We start from the raw sequence: 19382 nt of genomic DNA on the forward strand, positions 1-19382 counted from the left end.
TGACGAAGTGGTCCTCCGTGTTACGCGCCGATGAATTCCGAGATCCTCAGGGATCCGGCGAGCGGTCGGGTCAGCCGGCGAAGGCGGTCTCCGGGAGCTGGCGGGAGAGCTCGTCGCTGAGCTGGATCACCTCGCTGACGGTCCCGAATTCCCGGACCGCGGTGTCCACCGTCTTGCGGAGCCGGGTGTTGACCCGTTCGGAGCGGACCTGGCGGGCGAACGGTATCGCCTGCTGGGCCATCACGGCGCACGCCTCCGGCTCCTTCTGGAGCAGGTGGACGGTGGCCATGCCGATCAGGTTGAGGGCGTAGGAGCGCTGGTGCTCGGGGTCCTTGCCGAACAGTTCGACGGCGCGCCGCATGACCGGTTCCGCGAGCGAGGCGTAGGTGGGGCTGCGGCCGGCCACATAGGCGAGGTCGCGGTAGGAGTGGGCGTTCTCGGCGTTCAGCTCGGCCTCGGAGAAGAAGCGGATCCAGTCCGGCTCGGTCTCGCCGGGGGCGATGTCGGAGAAGGTGTCCTCGGCCATCCGCACCGCCCGCTTGACCTTGCTGGGCTGGCCCATGCCGGCGTAGGCGCGGGCCTCCATCGCATACAACATCGCCTGGGTGCGGGGGGTGGCGGTCTCCCGACTGCCGTACTGGGCGAGGTGGATCAGCTCCAGGGCGTCGTCGGGCCGGCCGAGGTGGATCATCTGCCGGCTCATGCTGGAGAGGATGTACGAGCCCAGGGGGCGGTCGCCGGCCTCCTTGGAGGCGTGCAGCGCGAGCACGAAGTACTTCTGGGCGGTCGGCTGGAGGCCGATGTCGTAGCTCATCCAGCCGGCCAGTTCGGCGAGTTCGGCGGCGACCTTGAACAGCCGCTTGGACACCTCGGGCGACTGGGGCTCCTGGAGGAGGTCGGTGACCTCGTGGAGCTGGCCGACCACCGCCTTGCGCCGCAGGCCGCCGCCGCACTGGGCGTCCCACTGCCGGAACATCGCGGTGGTGGCCTCCAGCAGCTCCAGTTCGGGCCGGGAGAGCCGGGCCGGGCGGCGGGCCCGGTCGAGCTGCGCGGGGACCTCGCCCGGGGCGACGGGCACCGGCACCAGCCAGCGCTGCATCGGCTCGACGAGGGTGGGGCCGGCGGCGAGCGCGAGGGAGGTGCCCAGGAAGCCGCGGCGGGCCAGCATCAGGTCGCTGCGGGTGAACTCGCTGATGAGGTTGACCGTTTGGGGGCCGGCCCAGGGGAGGTCCACGCCGGAGACGGACGGGGACTGGTGCGCCGAGCGCAGCCCGAGCTCCTCGACGCCGACCACGCAGCCGAAGCGTTCGGAGAAGAGTTCGGAGAGGATCCGCGGGATGGGTTCCCTGGGCTGCTCGCCGTCCAGCCAGCGACGCACCCGGGAGGTGTCGGTGCTGATGTGGTGGGCGCCCATCTGGCGCGCCCGGCGGTTGACCTGCCGGGCCAGCTCGCCCTTGGACCAGCCGCTGCGCATGAACCACGAGCCCAACTGTGCGTTGGGCCGCTTGACGGCGTCCGTGCCGCTCGTGCTGGTGGAGCCGGCGGTGCCGTCCATGCCGCCCACAGGGATGCCCCCCTTCCGATAGCGCTCGTCCGCGAATCCCCCACAGGATGCCGCCTGTTGCGGCGCCCGTTCCGCGCTACATCTACCCGACCGCGGAATCCGGCCACACCTCCGGCCGCCGCCCGCACGGACGTTGCCACCGGCATACCAGTGCGAAGGGTGCCTCTCCGGGTTCGTGCACCGAAAGTAATCCTACGATCACGCCCGTCGGGAGGTCGATTGCGGAAACGCCACCATTCGCCACCCCTTCGGTGGAACTCCCCGACCGCCTCTCGCGATTGACTTGACACAGGTCGTACGGGGAGAGGCGGAACGGAGCGCGCCAGGGCGTGCACACCGCATCGCACCACCCGACATACGACGCGACACCACCGGCACCGCGGACCGCCGACGGAGCGTGAACACCAGCGTGAAGAACCGTCTCCTCGTCAACTCCCCGACTCGTAACCACTCGTACGCACCACCCGTTGGAGGGGGCATGGGTTTCACGATCGGCGGCATCCTGGACCTCCGTTCCGGGTCGCGCCGCCGCATCCGCTCGGCCGGGGGCACCGCGGTGGCGGAGTACACGGGGCTGTGGGGGTGGGACGTCGTCCCGGGGGCCCGCGCGGTCCGGGCCGGCGGCCGGACGGAGTGTTCGTGCGGTGTCCCGGACTGCCCGTCCCCGGGCGCCCATCCGCTCTCCTTCGGCCGGGAGCTGGCGGCCGGCGCGACGCTGGAGAAGGCGCTGGCCGCCTGGGCCGAGACGCCGGGCGCGGCGGTGCTGCTCCCGGTGGGCCGCACCTTCGACGTCCTCGACGTGCCGGAGGACGCGGGCCGGGGCGCGCTGGTGCGGCTGGAGCGGATGGGCCTGCCGCTGGGACCGGTGGCCGCCGCGCCCACCGGGCGCGCGCTGTTCTTCGTCGCCCCGGGGGCGGCCGCGGCGCTCCCCGACCTCCTCTACCGCATGGGGTGGGACGACGCGGATCTGGACCTTCGCCCGCTGGGCCCCGGTGACCACATCACCGCGCCGCCGTCCGACTTCGGCGGTCTGGGGCCGATGCGCTGGCTGCGCCCGCCGACCCTGGACACCGCCGGCCGGCCGCCGCAGGCCCGGCTGCTGCTGGGGGCGCTGGCGTATGTGTGCAACCGGGCGGCGGGCCGGGCGGCCGTCGCCCCTGCCGGGCCGCCTGTCCGCTGAACGAGGGCAAATCGTTTCGCCGTCGGCCCACCGCCTGCCGCGCGGGGCCGGTGCGGCGCCGTTCCGCATTGGCCGGATGTCTGCACGGGTGGCGCCGGCCCACCGGCTTGGCCTGATCCGTGCGCTGCGGGCGCTCCGACCGGGGCGGCCGGGAAGGTGCGACAGGCCCCGGGGAACGGCGGCGGCCCCCGTCACCCGTCGTCCGCGGGTGGCGGGGGCCGCCGCCGTCATGCCGTGCCGCTGGCTCAGCCGGCCGGGTCAGTCGATCAGCGCGTCCACGAACGCCTCGGGCTCGAACGGCGCCAGGTCGTCCGGGCCCTCGCCCAGGCCGACCAGCTTGACCGGAACGCCCAGTTCGCGCTGGACGGCGATGATGATGCCGCCCTTGGCGGTGCCGTCGAGCTTGGTGAGCACCACGCCGGTGATATCCACGACCTCGGCGAAGACCCGCGCCTGCACCAGGCCGTTCTGACCGGTGGTGGCGTCGAGGACGAGCAGCACCTCGCCGACCGGGCCGTGCTTCTCGACGACGCGCTTGACCTTGCCCAGCTCGTCCATCAGGCCGGTCTTGGTGTGCAGCCGGCCGGCGGTGTCGATCAGGACGACATCGGCGGACTCGGCGATGCCCTCCTTGACCGCGTCGAAGGCGATGGACGCCGGGTCGCCGCCCTCGGGGCCGCGGACCGTACGGGCCCCGACCCGCTCGCCCCAGGTCTGGAGCTGGTCGGCGGCGGCGGCACGGAAGGTGTCGGCCGCGCCGAGCACCACGGACTTGCCGTCGGCGACCAGGACGCGGGCGAGCTTGCCGGTGGTGGTGGTCTTGCCGGTGCCGTTGACGCCGACGACCAGCACGACGCCGGGGATCTCGTCGCCGCCGTTGCCGATGCCGTTGGCGGTGTGCACGGTGCGGTCGGTGTCGGTGCCGATGAGCGCGAGCAGCTCCTCGCGGAGCAGCCGGCGCAGTTCTTCGGGGGTGCGGGTGCCGAGCACCTTGACCCGCTCGCGGAGCCGCTCGACCAGTTCCTGGGTGGGGGCGACGCCGACGTCCGCGGTGAGGAGGGTGTCCTCGATCTCCTCCCAGGTGTCCTCGTCGAGGTGTTCGCGGGACAGCAGGGTCAGCAGGCCCTTGCCGAGGGTGTTCTGGGAGCGGGCGAGCCGGGCGCGCAGCCGGACCAGGCGGCCGGCGGTCGGCTCGGGGACCTCGACGGCGGGCGCCGCGGGCGCCTCCGGCTCGGCGACGGGTGCCTCGGCCTCGGCCGCGGGGGCCTCGGCGGCGGGCAGCTCGACTTCTTCGATGGTGCGACGTTCTTCGTCGCGTGGGGTCTCGGCCTCCTCGCCGACCTGCGGTTCGGCGGGGGGCGCGGTGACGGAGGGCTTGGTGGTGGCCGGCGGGGGCGGCGGCAGCTGCTTCTTCTTGCGGCCGCTGACGACGAGCCCGCTGATCGCGCCGAGCACGACCACGGCGATGACTACAGCAAGGATGACGGTTTCCATAACCCCTCCAGTATCAGCCACGCCCCACCGGGGACGGCCCCGCGCGCGCGGGGTTCCGCCCCGGGTCCCGGTGGGGCCGCCCCGGCTCCCGGGGCTCCTCGGTGCTCCGCCTCAGGACTCCCTGCGCTCCTCCGGGCGCCAGCGCTCCAGCGTGGGGTCGCGGTGCGAGTCGTATGTCCCCGACCCCCGGCAGTGCCGGCACTCGCCGGCCCGCTGGACGGTCTCGTAGGGGCCCCGGAACGGATCGACGCCGGGGGCGTAGGCCAGGGCCTGGGACACATAGCCGGTGCCCTGGCACCACTGGCACGTCTTGCCGGGCACATCGGCCTCCTGCGGGTGGTCGCTGTCGTTCATCGGGATCACCTTGCACCAATTCCGGTGCCTCATGCCCGGGGCGTCGTTATCCCGCCGTTCGGCGTCCGGACGGTGGCCGGTCAGCGGCGCTCAAACGAGACATGCATCTCTCCGACGGGCTCTGTGCGGGGTGCGGAACCGTCGGCAAGTACGGAAGAGGAGTCTCCGGTTCGCCTGCCAGGCAGTCCATCACGTCTCGTATGTCCTGATCAGGGGGGTGTGACTGGATTCATCGACAGGATCGCCGATTCCGTGTCATCGTCAAGGGGTCCAAGGGGGCGGACCAGTGGAAGTTGGACCAAAGTACGATGGTGGACGGCTGCGCAACGCGCGTAGAGTCCTGGCAACCACTTTCTGGCCAGGCACCACAGCCGCTGCCTGCACCTCCTCCCCGGGGGTGCCCCCCAGACCCCCGCACGGAGACGGCCGCACCCATGGGCACCAGCACCACGTCCGCACCCACGTCCACCCCGGAAGTCGACGGCGCCGTCGAGACCCGCGGAATCGAGCCGGTTCCCGACCACGAACGCCGGGGCCGGGTCCGGGAGCTCTTCCCGACCTGGGTGGCCGCCAACATCAGCGTGCTGCTGCTCACCATGGGCGCCTCACTGGTGATCAACAACGGTCTGAACTTCTGGCAGGTGCTGGTGGTCGCCGCGATCGCGTCGACCATCTCGTTCGGCATCGTCGGCCTGCTGTCGGTCTCCGGGAAGTGGGGCGGCGCGCCGGGCGCGATGCTCTCCCGGGCCGCCTTCGGCGTGCGCGGCAACTACTTCCCGGGCGCGATCCTGTGGGTCGCCCGCTTCGGCTGGGAGACGATCAACGCGGTAAGCGGTGCCTACGCGATCCTGACCGTGCTCCGCCTGGTGTTCGGCATCAAGACCAACAACGTGCTGGTCGTGGTGACCCTGCTGGGCTTCGTCGCCTGCACCTTCCTGGTGAGCGGCATGGGCCGCAAGGCGCTCAACGTCTGCAACAAGTACTCCACGTACCTCTTCAGCCTCATCAGCGTCGTCGTCCTGGTCTACCTGATCGTCGAGATGCCGTGGGGCGCCATCTTCGCCAAGTCGCCGGGCAGCGGCGCCATGATGATCGCGGGCATCGGCACCATCGCGGCCGGCGGTCTCAGCTGGGTGCCCACCGGTCCGGACTTCGCGCGCTACCTGCCGCACTCCGCGTCCGGCAAGAAGATCGTCGGCACCACCGTCTCGGGTGCCGCCCTGGTGCTGGTCCCGATGGTGGTCATGGGCGGCGTGATGGCCGTCTCCAACCCGGAGCTGGCCAACCAGAACACCGACCCGATGTCCTTCCTGGGCCAGGTGCTGCCGTCGGCCATCGCGATCCCGTACCTGATCACCGCGCTGATCGGCATGATGCTGATCAACAGCCTGTCGATGTACTCCGCGGGCTTCACCGCGCAGACCATGGGCGTCAAGCTGCCGCGCGCCCTGGCGGTCAGCATCAACGCCGCGATCAGCCTGATCGGCGGGCTGTTCATGATGCTGGTGGCCAAGGACTTCGTGGGGCAGTTCATCGCCTTCCTGACGCTGCTCGCGGTCTCCTTCTCCGCCTGGATCGGCGTCTACGGCATCGACATGCTCCGCCGCCGCAAGAAGGCGGTCCGCTACCACGCGGAGAGCCTGATGAACATCGACCGGACCAGCCGCTACTGGTACAAGGGCGGCTTCTGCTGGCAGGCCATGACGGCCTGGGCGGTCGCGCTGGTCGCGGGCTTGTGTTTCACCAAGGTGCAGTGGTTCACCGGCCCGCTGGCCGGCACCTGGATCGGCGAGAACGGCCTGGGCTGGGCGGCCACCATCCTGATCGCCGCGGTGATCTTCGCGGTCCTGCCGGCCGCCCCGGAGACCCCCGCCGCGGCGCCGGCCCCCGAGGCCGACGAGGAGCCGGCGGCCGTCGAGGTCGGCTGAGCCGCGGCCGGTTCCCGACCATGAACCTGGCGGTCTGACGTATCGTCAGCTACGGTCCCCTTCGCCACCTGCTCTGGCGAAGGGGACCTGTCATGTCTGCCGGCACCACCGCACCCACCACGGTCCTGCGCATCAACCTCGCCGGACCACCGGCCGCGCCCGCGGACCTCTCCGCCCGCTACCGGGCCGCCGTCGAGATGGCCCGGTACGCCGACGAGCACGGCCTGGGCATGATCCAGACCGAGGAGCACCACGCCACCGACAACGGCTGGATGCCCTCCCCGCTCGCCTTCGCGGGCGCCGTCCTCGGCACCACCCGCCGGATCGGCGTCACCGTCTCCGCCCTGATCACCCCGCTGCACGACCCGCTGCGGCTGGCCGAGGACATCGCGGTGCTCGATCTGCTCGGCGGCGGCCGGCTGGTCACCGTCGCCGGCCTCGGCTACCGGCCCGAGGAGTACGCGGCACACGGCAAGGAGTGGCGTGACCGCGGCGCCCTCCAGGACGAGGTGCTGCAAGCACTGCTCAACGCCTGGACCGGCGAGCCGTTCACCTACCAGGGGCGCACGGTCCAGGTCACCCCGCGCCCGTACTCCCGGCCGCATCCGCCGCTGCTCGTCGGGGGCGCCTCGCGGCCCGCGGCCCGGCGCGCGGCCCGTCTGGGACTGCCGCTCTTCCCCAGCGCCCACCTGCCAGAGCTGGAGCGCTACTACCACGAGCAGTGCGCCGCCGCCGGGACCGACGGCTGGGTGCTCCAGCCGCCGCCGCGCACCTTCCTGCTGCACATCTCCGAGGATCCCGACCGGAGTTGGGCCGAGCACGGCGACCACCTGCTGTACGAGGCACAGAGGTATGCGGCGTGGCAGTCCGCCGGGAGCCGCTCCGCGGTGCGCTCCGCCGCGCGGGACGCCGCGGCGCTGCGCGCGGAGGGCGTGTACCGGATCGTCACGCCGGACGACTGCGTCGAACTGGCCCAAGAGGACGGCGCCCGGGGCACGTTGATCCTGCATCCGCTGTGCGGCGGGATGCCCGTCGAGGAGGGATGGCGGTCGCTGCGGCTGTTCGCACAGAAGGTGCTGCCACGGCTGAGGGAGTGACGCGCGCCGGGCGGCGCGCAGGGCACGCCGATTGTCAGTGCCGGGTGCCACGATCGATGCATGAGCTTCTTCGACGGTCTGCCCGCATCCCCTCCCCCACCTGAACCCCCTGACGAGACCCTGGAGTTGCGCGCCTACGCGCCCGTGGAGGACGAGGAGTTCGCGCCCTCGCACTGGTTCGTCCCGGCGCGGCTCCCGCAGGTCGCCGAGGCCGGCGCCGGCCCGGACGTGCGGATCGTGCTCACCGGCTGGGAGGTCTGGCCGCGGTCGGTGACGATGCGGCTCTCGGTCTTCCTGCGACGGATCCGACCCGGCGGCCGGACCTCGCCGTACGGCGGGACGCGCGACGGGGCGCTGCGCTGCGGACTGCTGCTGGCCGACGGGCGGAAGGTCACCACGCTCGACGGCGCGCCGCTGCCGACGGCCGGGCCGCCGCACCCGACGCTGCGGCTGGGCGGCGGCTCCGGCGGCGCCTTCCACTACGAACTGGAGCTGCACCTCTCGCAGTTGCCGCCCGCCGGCGCCACCCAACTCGTGGTCGAGTGGCCGGACGAGCAGGTCCCCGAGACGGTCACCGTCTTCGACACCGGGCCGCTGCGGGCGGCGGCCGGCGAGGCGCTGGAGATCTGGCCGGACGCCGCGCCGCCGGCCCCACCGACGACGGGTGAGGAATCGCGGGGGTTCCTCACCGTCGGCCCGGGCCCGGCGGAGATCCTGGCCCCGCCGCCCGAGTGCGCGCCGCGGCCGTGGTCCCCGCCCGCCCCGGACCCCGCGCGCGGCGACTGGGAGCTGCTGGCCCCGTTCCACTGGCGGGACACCGCGCTGGTGCTGGCCCGGCTGTCCAACGGCGCCGATCCGCGGGCCCTCGTGCCGGGCCACCCCCAGGAGACCCCGCTGCACCTGGTCGCGGCCCACGGCTCCCCCAAGGCCGTCGCCACGCTCCTCGACCGCGGCGCGGCGGTGGACGCGCCGGACGCACAGGGCTGCACCCCGCTGTGGCACGCCGTCTGCCACGGCGCCGAGGAGAACGCCGCGCTGCTGCTGCGGGCCGGCGCCGACGCCTGGAGCCCGCAGGTCGCCGGCCGCTCCCCCGGCCGTCTGGCGCTGACCTGCGCCCTGGCCCCGCTGTTCGCCGGGCTGCCGGGAGCGGTGCCACTGACGCCCGAGGAGCGCGCCGCGCAGCGGGCGGCGGACGAGCAGGCGGCGGTGTTCCGGGGAGTGCACACCGACGGCGCCTCGGTGGCGTTCGTGGCGGGGATCGACGAGGCGGAGGCGGTCCGGCGGCTGGGCCGGGACCCGCGCGACTGCCCGGTGCTCGCCCCGGACGCCGATGCGGACCCCGGCACCACCGCCCCCTACGGCTTCGACGCGCACGACGCCGAGGAGTCCCACCGCCGGGTGGGGGTGACGGGGGTGCCCGGCGGCTGTGTGCTGCTCCAGCCGTCCTCGTACCTGCTGGGCACCGACCGGCTGCTGGACGCCCTCTCCGTGGGCACCGCCGCCTACGGCCTGTACGTCAACCCCGCCGGCGGCACCTTCGGCACGCTCTCCCGCGACGGCCGCACCGCGCTGACCGAGGAGATCGGCCTCCCGCCGTACGGGGACGAGCCCGAGGGGCACTGGCACTACCGCTTCTGGAGCTGGTCCCGGCCGAAGGACATGTACGGCGCGAGCGAGTTGGGGTACGCCTCCGCGGCGGCCGGCCTGCGGGTGACGGACCCGGCACCGGTGGCCGGCCCACCCCGCCGCTGGGTGGAGATACCCGACGGCAGCCGACTCCTTGGCTAGGGCCTGTCGTCGAACTCCCGTCGTTCGCCCGGAGGGCGGGCCTCGCGGCGTCTGGTGCGTGCGATCTCAAGGCGGAGGGTCATCCCGGTACCGGGCGTACCGGGATGAGCCCGACAACGCAGAGAGCGTGCGTGCCAGACGCCGCGAGGCAGGCGGGAGTTTGACGACAGGCCCTAGGGCCCCCGGTGCGTCCGGCCGCGAAAACCACCGCTGCCCCGGCTCGGGTGAGCCGGGGCAGCAGCGAGAACTGAGGAGAGGGCTGGCGGGGGGGGTTAGCCCATCTCCTCCAACGCCTTGCCCTTGGTCTCCTTCACGAACTTGAGCACGAAGGGGATCGAGAGCAGAGCGAAGACCGCGTAGATCACGTAGGTGCCGGACAGGTTCCAGTCCGAGAGGCTGGGGAAGCTGGCCGTGATCGCCCAGTTGGCGATCCACTGCGCGGAGGCGGCGACGCCCAGCGCGGCGGCACGGATCTTGTTGGGGAACATCTCGCCGAGGAGGACCCAGACCACGACGCCCCAGGAGAGCGCGAAGAAGAGGACGAAGCCGTGCGCGGCGATCAGCGCCACGGTGCCCTCGGCGGACGGCAGGGTGCCGGCCGCGGTCCTGGCGGAGAAGGCCCACGCCTCCAGGGCGAGCGCGACGGCCATACCGGCCGAGCCGATCAGCGCCAGCGGGCGGCGGCCGATCCGGTCGACGAAGATCATCGCGATCACGGTACCGACGATGTTGATGATCGAGGTGGTGAAGCTGTAGAAGAACGAGCCCTCCGGGTTGATGCCGACCGACTGCCACAGCGTCGAGGAGTAGTAGAAGGCGACGTTGATGCCGACCAGCTGCTGGAAGACGGAGAGGCCGATGCCCACCCAGACGATCGGCAGGAAGCCGCCCTTGCCGCCGAGCAGGTCCTTGAAGGTCGACTTGTGCTCGCGGCGCATCGCGTCCTGGATCTCGGTGACCCGGGCGTCGAGGTCCACCGTGTGGCCCTCGACCTCGCCGAGCACCTCCTTGGCGCGGTCGAGCTTGCCGGCGGAGATCAGGAAGCGCGGCGACTCGGGGATCGCGAAGGAGAGCAGGCCGTAGAGGATCGCGGGGATGACCATCACGCCGAGCATCCACTGCCAGGCTTCCAGGCCGGCGATCTTGCCGCGCTGCTCACCGTTGGCCAGGTTGAGGATGCCCCAGTTCACGAGCTGGGAGATGGCGATGCCGATGACGATGGCGGCCTGCTGGAAGGAGCCGAGCCGACCACGGTAGGCGGGCGGCGAGACCTCGGCGATGTAGGCCGGGCCGATGACCGAGGCCATACCGATCGCGATGCCGCCCAGGACACGCCACATCGCCAGGTCCCACAGGGCGAACGGCAGCGCGGAGCCGATGGCGCTGATGGTGAAGAGCACCGCGGCGATCTGCATGACCCGGATCCGGCCGATCCGGTCGGCGATCCGGCCGGCGGTGGCGGCGCCGATGGCGCAGCCGATCAGGGCGATGGCGATCACCTGCGCGAGGACGGCGGACCCGACGTCGTAGCGGCTGCGGATCGCCTCGACGGCGCCGTTGATGACGGAGCTGTCGTAGCCGAAGAGAAAGCCGCCCATCGCGGCAGCCGCGGTGATGAAGATGACATGGCCGAGGTGGTCCGGCTGGGCCTTGCGGCCTTCCGGGACCGTCGGCTGCGCGGTGCTGGTCAACGTGAACTCCAGTGGCCCGGCTGCGCTGCCGGGCGTAGGGGGCTGGCCCTACAAGTGGTGCACACGTTGGAGGTACCCACCACTTGAAGGTAAAAGCAACGTTGCAGAGACTATGCCTTTAAGTTTCGAAGTCAATACCCCAAAGCTGACGTCTTTCTCACCCGACCGCCGCATGCTTCATTCAAGTTCTGAATTGATCTTCAGGGGGTGCAGAAAGGCGGGTTCACGGACCCGCCGCGACGGGCCGCCGAACGGCTCAGCGCAGCCGCTGGCTGATCACCTTCGAGACGCCGTCGCCCTGCATCGACACGCCGTAGAGCGCGTCGGCGACCTCCATCGTCCGCTTCTGGTGCGTGATCACGATCAGCTGGGAGCTCTCCTGGAGCTCCTCCATGATCCGGATCAGTCGCTGCAGATTGGTGTCGTCCAGCGCCGCCTCGACCTCGTCCATCACATAGAACGGGCTGGGCCGCGCCTTGAAGATCGACACCAGCAGCGCCACCGCGGTCAGCGACCGCTCACCGCCCGACAGCAGCGAGAGCCGCTTGACCTTCTTCCCCGGCGGCCGCGCCTCCACGTCCACCCCGGTCGCCAGCATGTCGTCCGGGTTCGTCAGCACCAACCGCCCCTCGCCGCCCGGGAAGAGGCGCGCGAAGACCCCCTCGAACTCCCGCGCGGTGTCGCGGTACGCCTCGGTGAAGACCTGCTCGACCCGCTCGTCGACCTCCTTGACCACCCGCAGCAGGTCGGTCCGGGTCTTCTTCAAGTCTTCAAGCTGCTCGCTGAGGAACTGATGCCGCTCCTCCAACGCCGCGAATTCCTCCAGCGCGAGCGGGTTCACCTTGCCGAGCTGCTGGTACGCCCGCTCGGCTGCCTTGAGCCGCTTCTCCTGCGCGGCCCGGACGTACGGCACCGGCTGGTTCCGCGGGTGCAAGGGGTCATCGGGCAGCGCCTCGCCCTCGGCCGGCGCAGCAAGGCCGCGCGGAGTCAGCCGCTCCAGTGGAGCCGGTGCTTGCACCGGGGGGACCGGCTGATCGGGACCGTACTCCGCCACCAGCGCGGCCGGCTCCACCCCCAGCTCCTCCAGCGCCCGGCCCTCCAACTGCTCGATCCGCAGCCGCTTCTCCGCGCCGAGCACCTCGCCGCGGTGCACCGAATCGGTCAGCTTGTCCAGCTCCGTCGTCAGCTCCCGGCCCTGCTCGCGCTCGGCCGCCAGCGTCCGCTCCCGCGCGTCCTTGGCCCGTTCCGCGGCGGCCCGTTCCTCCTCGGCCCGGAGCACCGACACCTCGACGTGCGCCAGCAGTTGCCGCGCGCCCGAGGCCACCGCCCCGGCCACCGCCGCCTCGTGGCGCAGCCAGGCGCGCCGCCGTTCGGCGCGCGCCCGCGCCTCGCGCTCCGCCCGCGCCGCCCGGTCCAGCGAGTCCGCCCGCCCGGCGAGCGCCTTGACCCGCTCCTCGTGCGTCCGCGCCTGGAGCCGGGCCTCCATCTCCGTCTGCCGGGCGTTGGCCCCGTCGGCGGCCAGCCGGTCGCGTACGGAGGTGTCGGGCTCCTCGTCGTCCGCGCCCGGGTCCTCCTCGGCCGCGGCGAGCCGCGCGGCCAGTTCCTCCGCCTCCTCGGTGGCCCGCGCCAGCGCCTCCTCGGCCCGGGCGGCGGCCGCGGCGGATCGTTCCGCCTCCCCGGCGGCGGCCCGAGCCTGCCCGGCGAGCCGCCCCAGGTCCCCGGCGACCTTCGACTTCTCCCGGTCGGCCGCGCGCCGCCGGGCGTCCAGCTCCTCGACCAGCGCCGCGCACTCGGTACGCCGCAGCTCCGCCGCGCGCCGCGCCTCGGTCAGCGCGTCGCAGCGGGCCGCCAGCTCCGTGAGCTCGGCCGCCGCCTCGTCGACGGACGCCTGGACCTCCAGCAGGCTCGGCGCCCCCGCCGAACCGCCCTGGGCGAAGTGCGCCCCGAGCAGATCGCCCTCCGCGGTGACGGCGGTCAGCTCCGGCCGCGCCGCGATCAGCTCCTCGGCCTCCGCCAGCATCCCGACCACCACCACGTCGCGCAGCAGCCGTGCCACCGAGGCGGTCAACTCCCGTGGCCCGTGGACGAGTTCATGGGCGGGCCGGGGACCGCCGGCCGTCCCCGGCATCCCGGCCCCGCCGGCCCCGGCGACCGGCTCCCCGCCGGCCCGCTCGACGCCCTCCACCGCCGCCACCGGCACGGCCTCCTCGGCCTCCATGGCCCGGGCCGGCGCCGGCACCCGCGTCGGCCGGCTGCCGCCCAGCACCATCGCCGCCCGCCCCGCGTCCTCCTTGCGCAGCAGCCGCAGCGCCTCCGCCGCGGCGGCCGGGTCGGTGACCGCGACCGCGTCCGCCGCGGCGCCGAGCGCGGCCGCCACCGGGACCTCGAAGCCCGGGGTGACGGTCAGCAGTTCGGCGGCCGGTCCGAGCACCCCGCCGATCCGGTCGGCGGCGGCCAGCAGCGCACCGGTGCCGTCCTTGCGGCGCAGCCCGAGGGCGAGCGCGTCGTGCCGGGCGGCGGTCGCGGCGCGCTCCCGCTCGGCCGCGGTCAGCGCCTCCCGCGCGGCGGTCAGCGCGGACTCGGCAGCCGCCAGCTCCCGTCGGGCCGCCTCGTACCGCCCGGTGATCTCCTCGTCGTCCGCGTCCAGCCCGTCGACCTCGGCCTTGAGCTGCTCGTACTCCTCCTGGGCCGCGACCGCCCGGGTCCGGGCGGCGTCCCGGGCCTCGGCCAGCCGACCGATCTCCGCCTGCGCCGACCCGGCCCGGCCGCGGGCGGCGGTGACCTGCCCGGTCAACCGGGCCAGCCCCTCGCGCCGGTCGGCCAGGGCGCGGGCGGCGTCCCGCAGGTGCCGCTCCTCGTCCGCCAACTGCCGCTCCAGCGCCGCCCGGTGCTCGACGGTGTCCTCCAGCGCCCGGCTCGCCGCCTCCAGCGCGGCGGTCAACTCCGCCTCCTGCTCGCGGATCCGGGCGGCCTCCCGCTCCATGTCCTCGGGGTCCCGGCCGCGCCGCTCCTCCGGCGGGGCCGCCGCGGCGCTGCGCACCCGGGCCTCGGCCAGCGAGACCGTGCCGCGCACCCGCTCGGCGAGCTGGGACAGCGCGTACCAGGTCTGCTGGGCCCGCTGCACCCGCGGGGCCAGGGCCCGCGCCTCCGCCTCCAGCGTCGCCTCCCGCTGCTGGGCGGCGCGCAGCCGCTCCTCGACGGCCTCCTTGCGCTCCTTCAGCGCCGCCTCGTCGGCGATCTCGGCGGCCAGCGCCCGGCGCAGCGTAACGAGGTCGTCGGCGAGCAGCCGCAGCCGGGCGTCCCGCAGATCGGCCTGGATGACGGCGGCGCGCCGGGCGACCGCGGCCTGCCGCCCCAGCGGTTTGAGCTGCCGCCGCAGTTCGTCGGTCAGGTCCTGGACGCGGGCGAGATTGGCCTTCATCGCGTCCAGCTTCCGCAGCGCCTTCTCCTTGCGCTTGCGGTGCTTGAGCACGCCGGCCGCCTCCTCGATGAACGCCCGGCGGCCCATCGGATCGGCGTGCAGCACGGAATCGAGCTGTCCCTGGCCGACGATCACATGCATCTCTCGGCCGATTCCGGAATCCGAGAGGAGTTCCTGGATATCCAGCAACCGGCAGGTGTCGCCATTGATCTGGTACTCGCTGCCGCCGTTCCGGAACATGATCCGGGTGAGGGTGACTTCGGCGTATTCGATGGGCAGCGCGCCGTCGGAGTTGTCGATCGTCAGGGAGACCTCGGCGCGGCCGAGCGGCGGCCGCCCGGTCGTCCCGGCGAAGATGACGTCCTCCATCTTGCCGCCGCGCAGCGACTTGGCACCCTGCTCCCCCATGACCCACGACAGCGCGTCCACGACGTTGGACTTGCCGGAACCGTTGGGGCCCACGACGCAGGTGATGCCCGGTTCGAAACGGAGCGTCGTGGCGGAGGCGAAGGACTTGAAGCCTCGCAGGGTCAGACTCTTCAGATGCACGCCTTTGAACTCTACCGGCCGCTCCCCGCCACCTCTCCGCAACATTCCGGCAACCGCCACGGCCCGGTACGACCCCCGGGTATCGACCGCCGTTCTCCTCCCCTTCACCGGGCAATGCAACCCGCCGGTTTCACCGGGTAAAGGGAGGGGCACATCATGCGGTAAGGACGGCACCGAGGGGCTGGGGATACACCGCGGGACGCAAGTGACCGGAGGGCGGCATGCCATCCGGCCCATGCGGAAACAGCGTGCGGCGCAGGGGCGGGAGAATCACCGAGGACGGCACACGGAACGGGGGAACGACGAAGGGACGCCGAAGCGTCCCTTGTAGATCTTGCAGTGCAGATCTTGAAGCGTGCAGATCTTGAAGCATGCGGTGCCTCAAGCGGCTGGCGTGCAGCCCGTCCGACCCTGGTCGGGGTCAGGTGAGCGCGGGCTCCGCCTGGGGTACGTCGATGTCGAGCACCGAATCGTCGCGACGCGCGGCAGCGGAGAGCATGTCGTTCTCGGCCTGCATCCGAATGAGTTCGGATTCGAGGTCCTGGACGCGCTGCTGAAGCCGTCGCATCTCGGCGAGGACTCGGGGGTCGGAGCCGCCGACGTAACCGAGAAGCGCCTTTGCCATGATGGATGGTCCTCCACAATGAGTGACCGACCGAAGCGGTGTGGGTCGTGAGGGATTCGCACCCGCGGTGCTTGTCATTCTCCAGGTGTACTCAATGCCAAACAGCTAAGGTGCGCGGGGATTCCAGAGTCTCACCAAACGGATGGAGGGTCAACACGATCACGCCCCGTATCCTCGGGCACCTGAGAGTGCGCGGTCGCCAGGGCATGGCGCCCACTCTCCAGAAAGGTCCCGCGGGGCGTGGAGATCATCCGTACAGCGGCAGCCTTGCACGGGTCGGCCGAGTTGGCAACCACCAGCGCTTATCTCCTGTAAGCAGCTCACGAAGGCACACCCGCGGGAGCACCCGGCGCGGCCGTCCGGGCGGCGCTCTCCAGGGCGATCAGCGGATCTCGAAGCCGTCGTAGCCGCCCCGCGGCGTGGCCCAAATCTCAGTGACACCGTCGACGTCCCCGGGCGTGTCCCCGGTGCGGAGCCACTCCAGCAACGCCTCGCAGCGGTCCTTCGCCCCCTCGGCGACGACCTGGACCCGTCCGTCGCCGAGATTGACCGCGAAACCGGCGAGCCCGCCGATGCGCAAAGCGTTCGCTCGGGTGAACCAGCGGAACCCAACTCCCTGGACCCGCCCGCGTACCCACGCGGTCATCCGCACTTCCTCTTCCATGTGTGCACGTTAACCGGCCAATTGCTCAGCAAGCACATCCGCCCCGTACGTCATGGCGTACAGTCCCCCGACAGCGAGGACTCACCCTTTCGGGTGAGGCACGTGACGCTGCACGGAAGGAACTTGTGCGGATGGGCCGCCATCGACGCTCTGCTCCCCACGCTCCGGAACGCCCTCGTACGGGGCCTGTTGACGGACCGACGGATGTGGCCGCGCCCGCCGGACATCGCGGCCATCGCGCGGCCCGCCGGACCGCACCGGTGCGCACCGGACTGCTCGGAGCCTCCGCCGCGGTGGCGATGGGCGCGGTGGCGGTCGCGTCCGGACTCGTCCCCGGCGGCGGCCGGTTCGAGGTGGGCGGCGGCCGCGCCGACCGGGTCCGTGCCGATGTGCTGCCGGACGCCCGGCCGCAGGAGAGCTCCACCGCACCGGCGCCCGCACCGACGGACGTGGCGGGCCGGGGCGAGGGGACCGGCGCGTCCCGGGGCGCCGGACGGGCCCCCTCCACCACGGCTCCGCCCTCGCCCGGCGCCACGCCGTCGGCGTCCCGGACCGCCGCGCCCACGCCCACACCGCCGTCCCCGGTGACCGGCGGGCGACCGTCCGCGCAACCCACCGGCGGACCGACCACCACCGCGCCTCGGCCGACGGCGACCCCCACCGCCGGCCCGACCGCCGCCCCGACCGCCGGCGGCGGCACCGAGGCCGCGGCCGAGGCCGAGGTGGTCTCGCTGGTCAATCAGGAACGTGCCAGGGCCGGCTGCTCACCGGTCACCGCCAGCCGCGAACTGGCCGGTCTGGCCGAGCGGTTCAGCGACGACATGGCGCGGCGCGGGTTCTTCGGCCACACCGATCCGGACGGCCACACGCCCTGGGACCGGGCCCGCGACCAGGGCATAGCGGACCTGGGCGGGGAGAACATCGCCCGGGGCCAGTCCGACGCGCGGGCGGTGATGGCCTCCTGGATGGACGACCCCGAGCACCGCGCCAACATCCTCAACTGCGAGTACAAGGCCCTCGGGGTCGGCGCCCACTTCGGTCCGGGCGGCCCGTGGTGGGCCCAGGAGTTCGGCTTCTGAGCCGGGTGCCGCCGGCCCCCGGGCCGGCTCAGTGCGGCCGCGGCGGGCGCTGGCAGCGCGGGCAGAAGTAGCTGGACCGGTTCATCCAGGGGCGGCGCCGGATGGGCGTGCCGCAGCGGCGGCAGGGCTCGTCCTCGCGGCCGTAGGCGTCCAGGGCCCGCTCGAAGTAGCCGGACTCGCCGTTGACGTTGACGTAGAGGCTGTCGAAGCTGGTGCCGCCGACGGCCAGCGCGGCGGTCATCACGTCCCGGACGTGCCCGAGCAGTTCGGCGGTGCGGGGCCGGGTGAAGGTGGCGGTCGGCCGGTCGTAGTGGAGCCGGGAGCGCCACAGCGCCTCGTCGGCGTAGATGTTGCCGACGCCGCTGATCAGGGTCTGGTCGAGCAGCGCACGCTTGATCGTGGTCCGGCGGCGGCGCAGCGCGTCGTGGAAGGCGGCGTCGTCGAAGGCCGGGTCGAGCGGGTCCCGGGCGATGTGCGCGATCACGTCGGGCAGCAGGTCGGGGTCGCCGGGCACGGTGTCGTGCAGCGAGAGGCCGCCGAAGGTGCGTTGGTCGACGAAGCGCAGTTCGGTGCCGGCGGCCTCGGCGGGGGTGTCGGCGTCGGTGAAGCGGATCCGGATCCGCAGGTGCTTCTCGTCGGGGGCGTCCTGCGGCTGGACCAGCAGTTGTCCGCTCATGCCGAGGTGGGCGAGGATCGCCAGTCCGTGGGTGACGGACGGGGTGACGACCGGGGCGATGCCCTCGGCTGCGCTCTGGGCGGCCGGGCCGCCGCCGGTCACCGGGAGCCAGAGGTACTTGCCGCGGCGGCGGGCCGGGCCGACCCGCAGCCCGGTGAGCCGGGCGGCGAAGTCCTCCGCGCCGGCGGTGTGCCGGCGGATGGCGCGCGGGTGGCGGACCTCGACCGTGTCGATGGTGCGGCCGCTGACCCAGCGCGCAAGGCCGCGGCGGACGACTTCGACCTCGGGCAGCTCGGGCACGGGCGCTCCTCACGGTCCTCGCGGAAAGGGGGGAAACAAGGCGGAGTCAGGGGACTCCGGAAAGACCTCTGACCCCTCCCGGGCGGCCGTGTGGCCACCCGGGAGGGGTCAGAAGCGGTGGTTCAGTGTGTCGGCGACGGGGTGTCGCCGGAAGCCTGAGCCGGGTCGTCGCCTTCCGGCGCCTTCCCTGCCGCCTCGTCCGCCGCCGCGCGGATCGCGCGCCATGCGGACTCGGCCGCCTGCTGCTCGGCTTCCTTCTTGCTGCGGCCGGTGCCGGTGCCGTACGAGACACCACCGACGCGGGCAGCAGCAGTAAAGGTCTTCTCGTGGTCCGGGCCGGTCTCGGTGACCAGATATTCCGGGACCCCGAGGCCCTCGGTCGCGGTGAGCTCCTGGAGACTTGTCTTCCAGTCCAGGCCGGCGCCCAGGCTGGAGGACTTCTCGATGAGCGGGTCGAAGAGCCGGTGTACCAGCTCGCCGGCCGCGTCGAGGCCCTGGTCGAGATAGACCGCGCCGATCACCGCTTCCAGGGTGTCGGCGAGGATGGACGCCTTGTCCCGGCCGCCCGTACCCTCTTCGCCCCGTCCGAGGCGGATGAAGGCGCCGAGGTCGAGGCCGCGGCCCACCTCGGCGAGCGCCCGCGAGTTGACCACCGCGGCCCGCAACTTGGCCAGCTGGCCTTCCGGCAGGTCGGGGTGGATGCGGTACAGCGTGTCCGTGACCACCAGGCCGAGGACCGAATCCCCGAGGAATTCGAGCCGCTCGTTGGTGGGCAGACCGCCGTTCTCGTAGGCGTACGAGCGATGCGTCAGCGCACGCACCAGAAGGGCGGACTCAAGTGTGTACCCGAGCCGCCCTTCCAGAAGCGAGAGGGACGAGGCCGTGTCCGCCGGTGCCGTTTCCTCACCGCGCTTGCGGGGTGAGGAAGGGCTGTCTTCTGCCTTCTTCGGGCTAGACACAGTGCCTGTCACC

General features: G+C 72.7%; 14 protein-coding genes. 5 read left to right on the forward strand and 9 right to left on the reverse strand.

Going from position 1 to position 19382, the window contains the following annotated elements:
* Positions 1-70: 70 nt before the first annotated feature.
* Positions 71-1555: a transcriptional repressor NsdA gene (nsdA, locus tag MOV08_RS13515; RefSeq protein WP_067358238.1), complete on the reverse strand. Its 1485-nt coding sequence runs from the start codon at positions 1553-1555 to the stop codon at positions 71-73.
* A 487-nt stretch (positions 1556-2042) separates the two neighbouring features.
* Here nsdA and MOV08_RS13520 point away from each other — a divergent pair, with 487 nt between their 5' ends.
* Positions 2043-2744, forward strand: a complete 702-nt coding sequence (locus tag MOV08_RS13520; RefSeq protein WP_039632413.1) for a bifunctional DNA primase/polymerase — start codon at positions 2043-2045, stop codon at positions 2742-2744.
* A 258-nt stretch (positions 2745-3002) separates the two neighbouring features.
* On the opposite strand, the gene ftsY is transcribed toward MOV08_RS13520, so the two are convergent.
* Positions 3003-4238, reverse strand: a complete 1236-nt coding sequence (gene ftsY, locus MOV08_RS13525) for a signal recognition particle-docking protein FtsY (protein ID WP_039632415.1) — start codon at positions 4236-4238, stop codon at positions 3003-3005.
* A 111-nt stretch (positions 4239-4349) separates the two neighbouring features.
* On the reverse strand, positions 4350-4592 hold the full coding sequence (locus MOV08_RS13530; RefSeq protein WP_039640784.1) for a hypothetical protein: 243 nt from the start codon (positions 4590-4592) through the stop codon (positions 4350-4352).
* 434 nt (positions 4593-5026) lie between these two features.
* Here MOV08_RS13530 and MOV08_RS13535 point away from each other — a divergent pair, with 434 nt between their 5' ends.
* The 3 genes from MOV08_RS13535 to MOV08_RS13545 all read left to right on the forward strand — a co-directional run bounded on the left by MOV08_RS13535 (position 5027) and on the right by MOV08_RS13545 (position 9405).
* A complete protein-coding gene (locus MOV08_RS13535; RefSeq protein WP_275307616.1) occupies positions 5027-6520 on the forward strand; it encodes a purine-cytosine permease family protein in 1494 nt (497 codons plus the stop codon).
* 92 nt (positions 6521-6612) lie between these two features.
* Positions 6613-7617 (forward strand): LLM class flavin-dependent oxidoreductase, encoded by a 1005-nt coding sequence (locus tag MOV08_RS13540; RefSeq protein WP_275307617.1) that lies wholly within the window; start codon positions 6613-6615, stop codon positions 7615-7617.
* Positions 7618-7677: 60 nt separating this feature from the next.
* Entirely contained in the window at positions 7678-9405 is a 1728-nt protein-coding gene (locus tag MOV08_RS13545; RefSeq protein WP_275307618.1) for an ankyrin repeat domain-containing protein, read from the forward strand.
* A 272-nt stretch (positions 9406-9677) separates the two neighbouring features.
* On the opposite strand, the gene MOV08_RS13550 is transcribed toward MOV08_RS13545, so the two are convergent.
* The 4 genes from MOV08_RS13550 to MOV08_RS13565 form a co-directional block, all read right to left on the reverse strand.
* A complete protein-coding gene (locus tag MOV08_RS13550) occupies positions 9678-11096 on the reverse strand; it encodes a sugar porter family MFS transporter (protein WP_039632424.1) in 1419 nt (472 codons plus the stop codon).
* Positions 11097-11352: 256 nt separating this feature from the next.
* Positions 11353-15066, reverse strand: a complete 3714-nt coding sequence (locus tag MOV08_RS13555) for an AAA family ATPase (protein ID WP_275307619.1) — start codon at positions 15064-15066, stop codon at positions 11353-11355.
* Positions 15067-15487: 421 nt separating this feature from the next.
* Positions 15488-15691 carry a hypothetical protein gene (locus MOV08_RS13560; protein ID WP_039632428.1) on the reverse strand — a complete coding sequence of 68 codons (204 nt, stop codon included), beginning with the start codon at positions 15689-15691 and terminating at the stop codon, positions 15488-15490.
* A gap of 382 nt (positions 15692-16073) precedes the next feature.
* On the reverse strand, positions 16074-16355 hold the full coding sequence (locus tag MOV08_RS13565; RefSeq protein WP_039632430.1) for an acylphosphatase: 282 nt from the start codon (positions 16353-16355) through the stop codon (positions 16074-16076).
* Positions 16356-16486: 131 nt separating this feature from the next.
* Here MOV08_RS13565 and MOV08_RS13570 point away from each other — a divergent pair, with 131 nt between their 5' ends.
* Positions 16487-17434, forward strand: coding sequence for a CAP domain-containing protein (locus MOV08_RS13570; protein ID WP_420834151.1), 948 nt, complete (start codon positions 16487-16489; stop codon positions 17432-17434).
* Between the two features lie 28 nt (positions 17435-17462).
* Here the strand turns inward: MOV08_RS13570 and mutM are convergent, their stop codons facing one another.
* Both mutM and rnc read right to left on the reverse strand, forming a co-directional pair.
* Complete coding sequence (mutM, locus tag MOV08_RS13575) at positions 17463-18410, reverse strand: bifunctional DNA-formamidopyrimidine glycosylase/DNA-(apurinic or apyrimidinic site) lyase (RefSeq protein WP_039632434.1); 948 nt, start codon at positions 18408-18410, stop codon at positions 17463-17465.
* Positions 18411-18532: 122 nt separating this feature from the next.
* Entirely contained in the window at positions 18533-19381 is an 849-nt protein-coding gene (gene rnc, locus MOV08_RS13580) for a ribonuclease III (RefSeq protein WP_203232550.1), read from the reverse strand.
* Between the last annotated feature and the right edge of the window lies 1 nt (position 19382).

Origin of the sequence: Streptomyces yunnanensis (genome assembly GCF_029011865.1) — a bacterium.
GTDB classification, from domain to species: domain Bacteria; phylum Actinomycetota; class Actinomycetes; order Streptomycetales; family Streptomycetaceae; genus Streptomyces; species Streptomyces yunnanensis.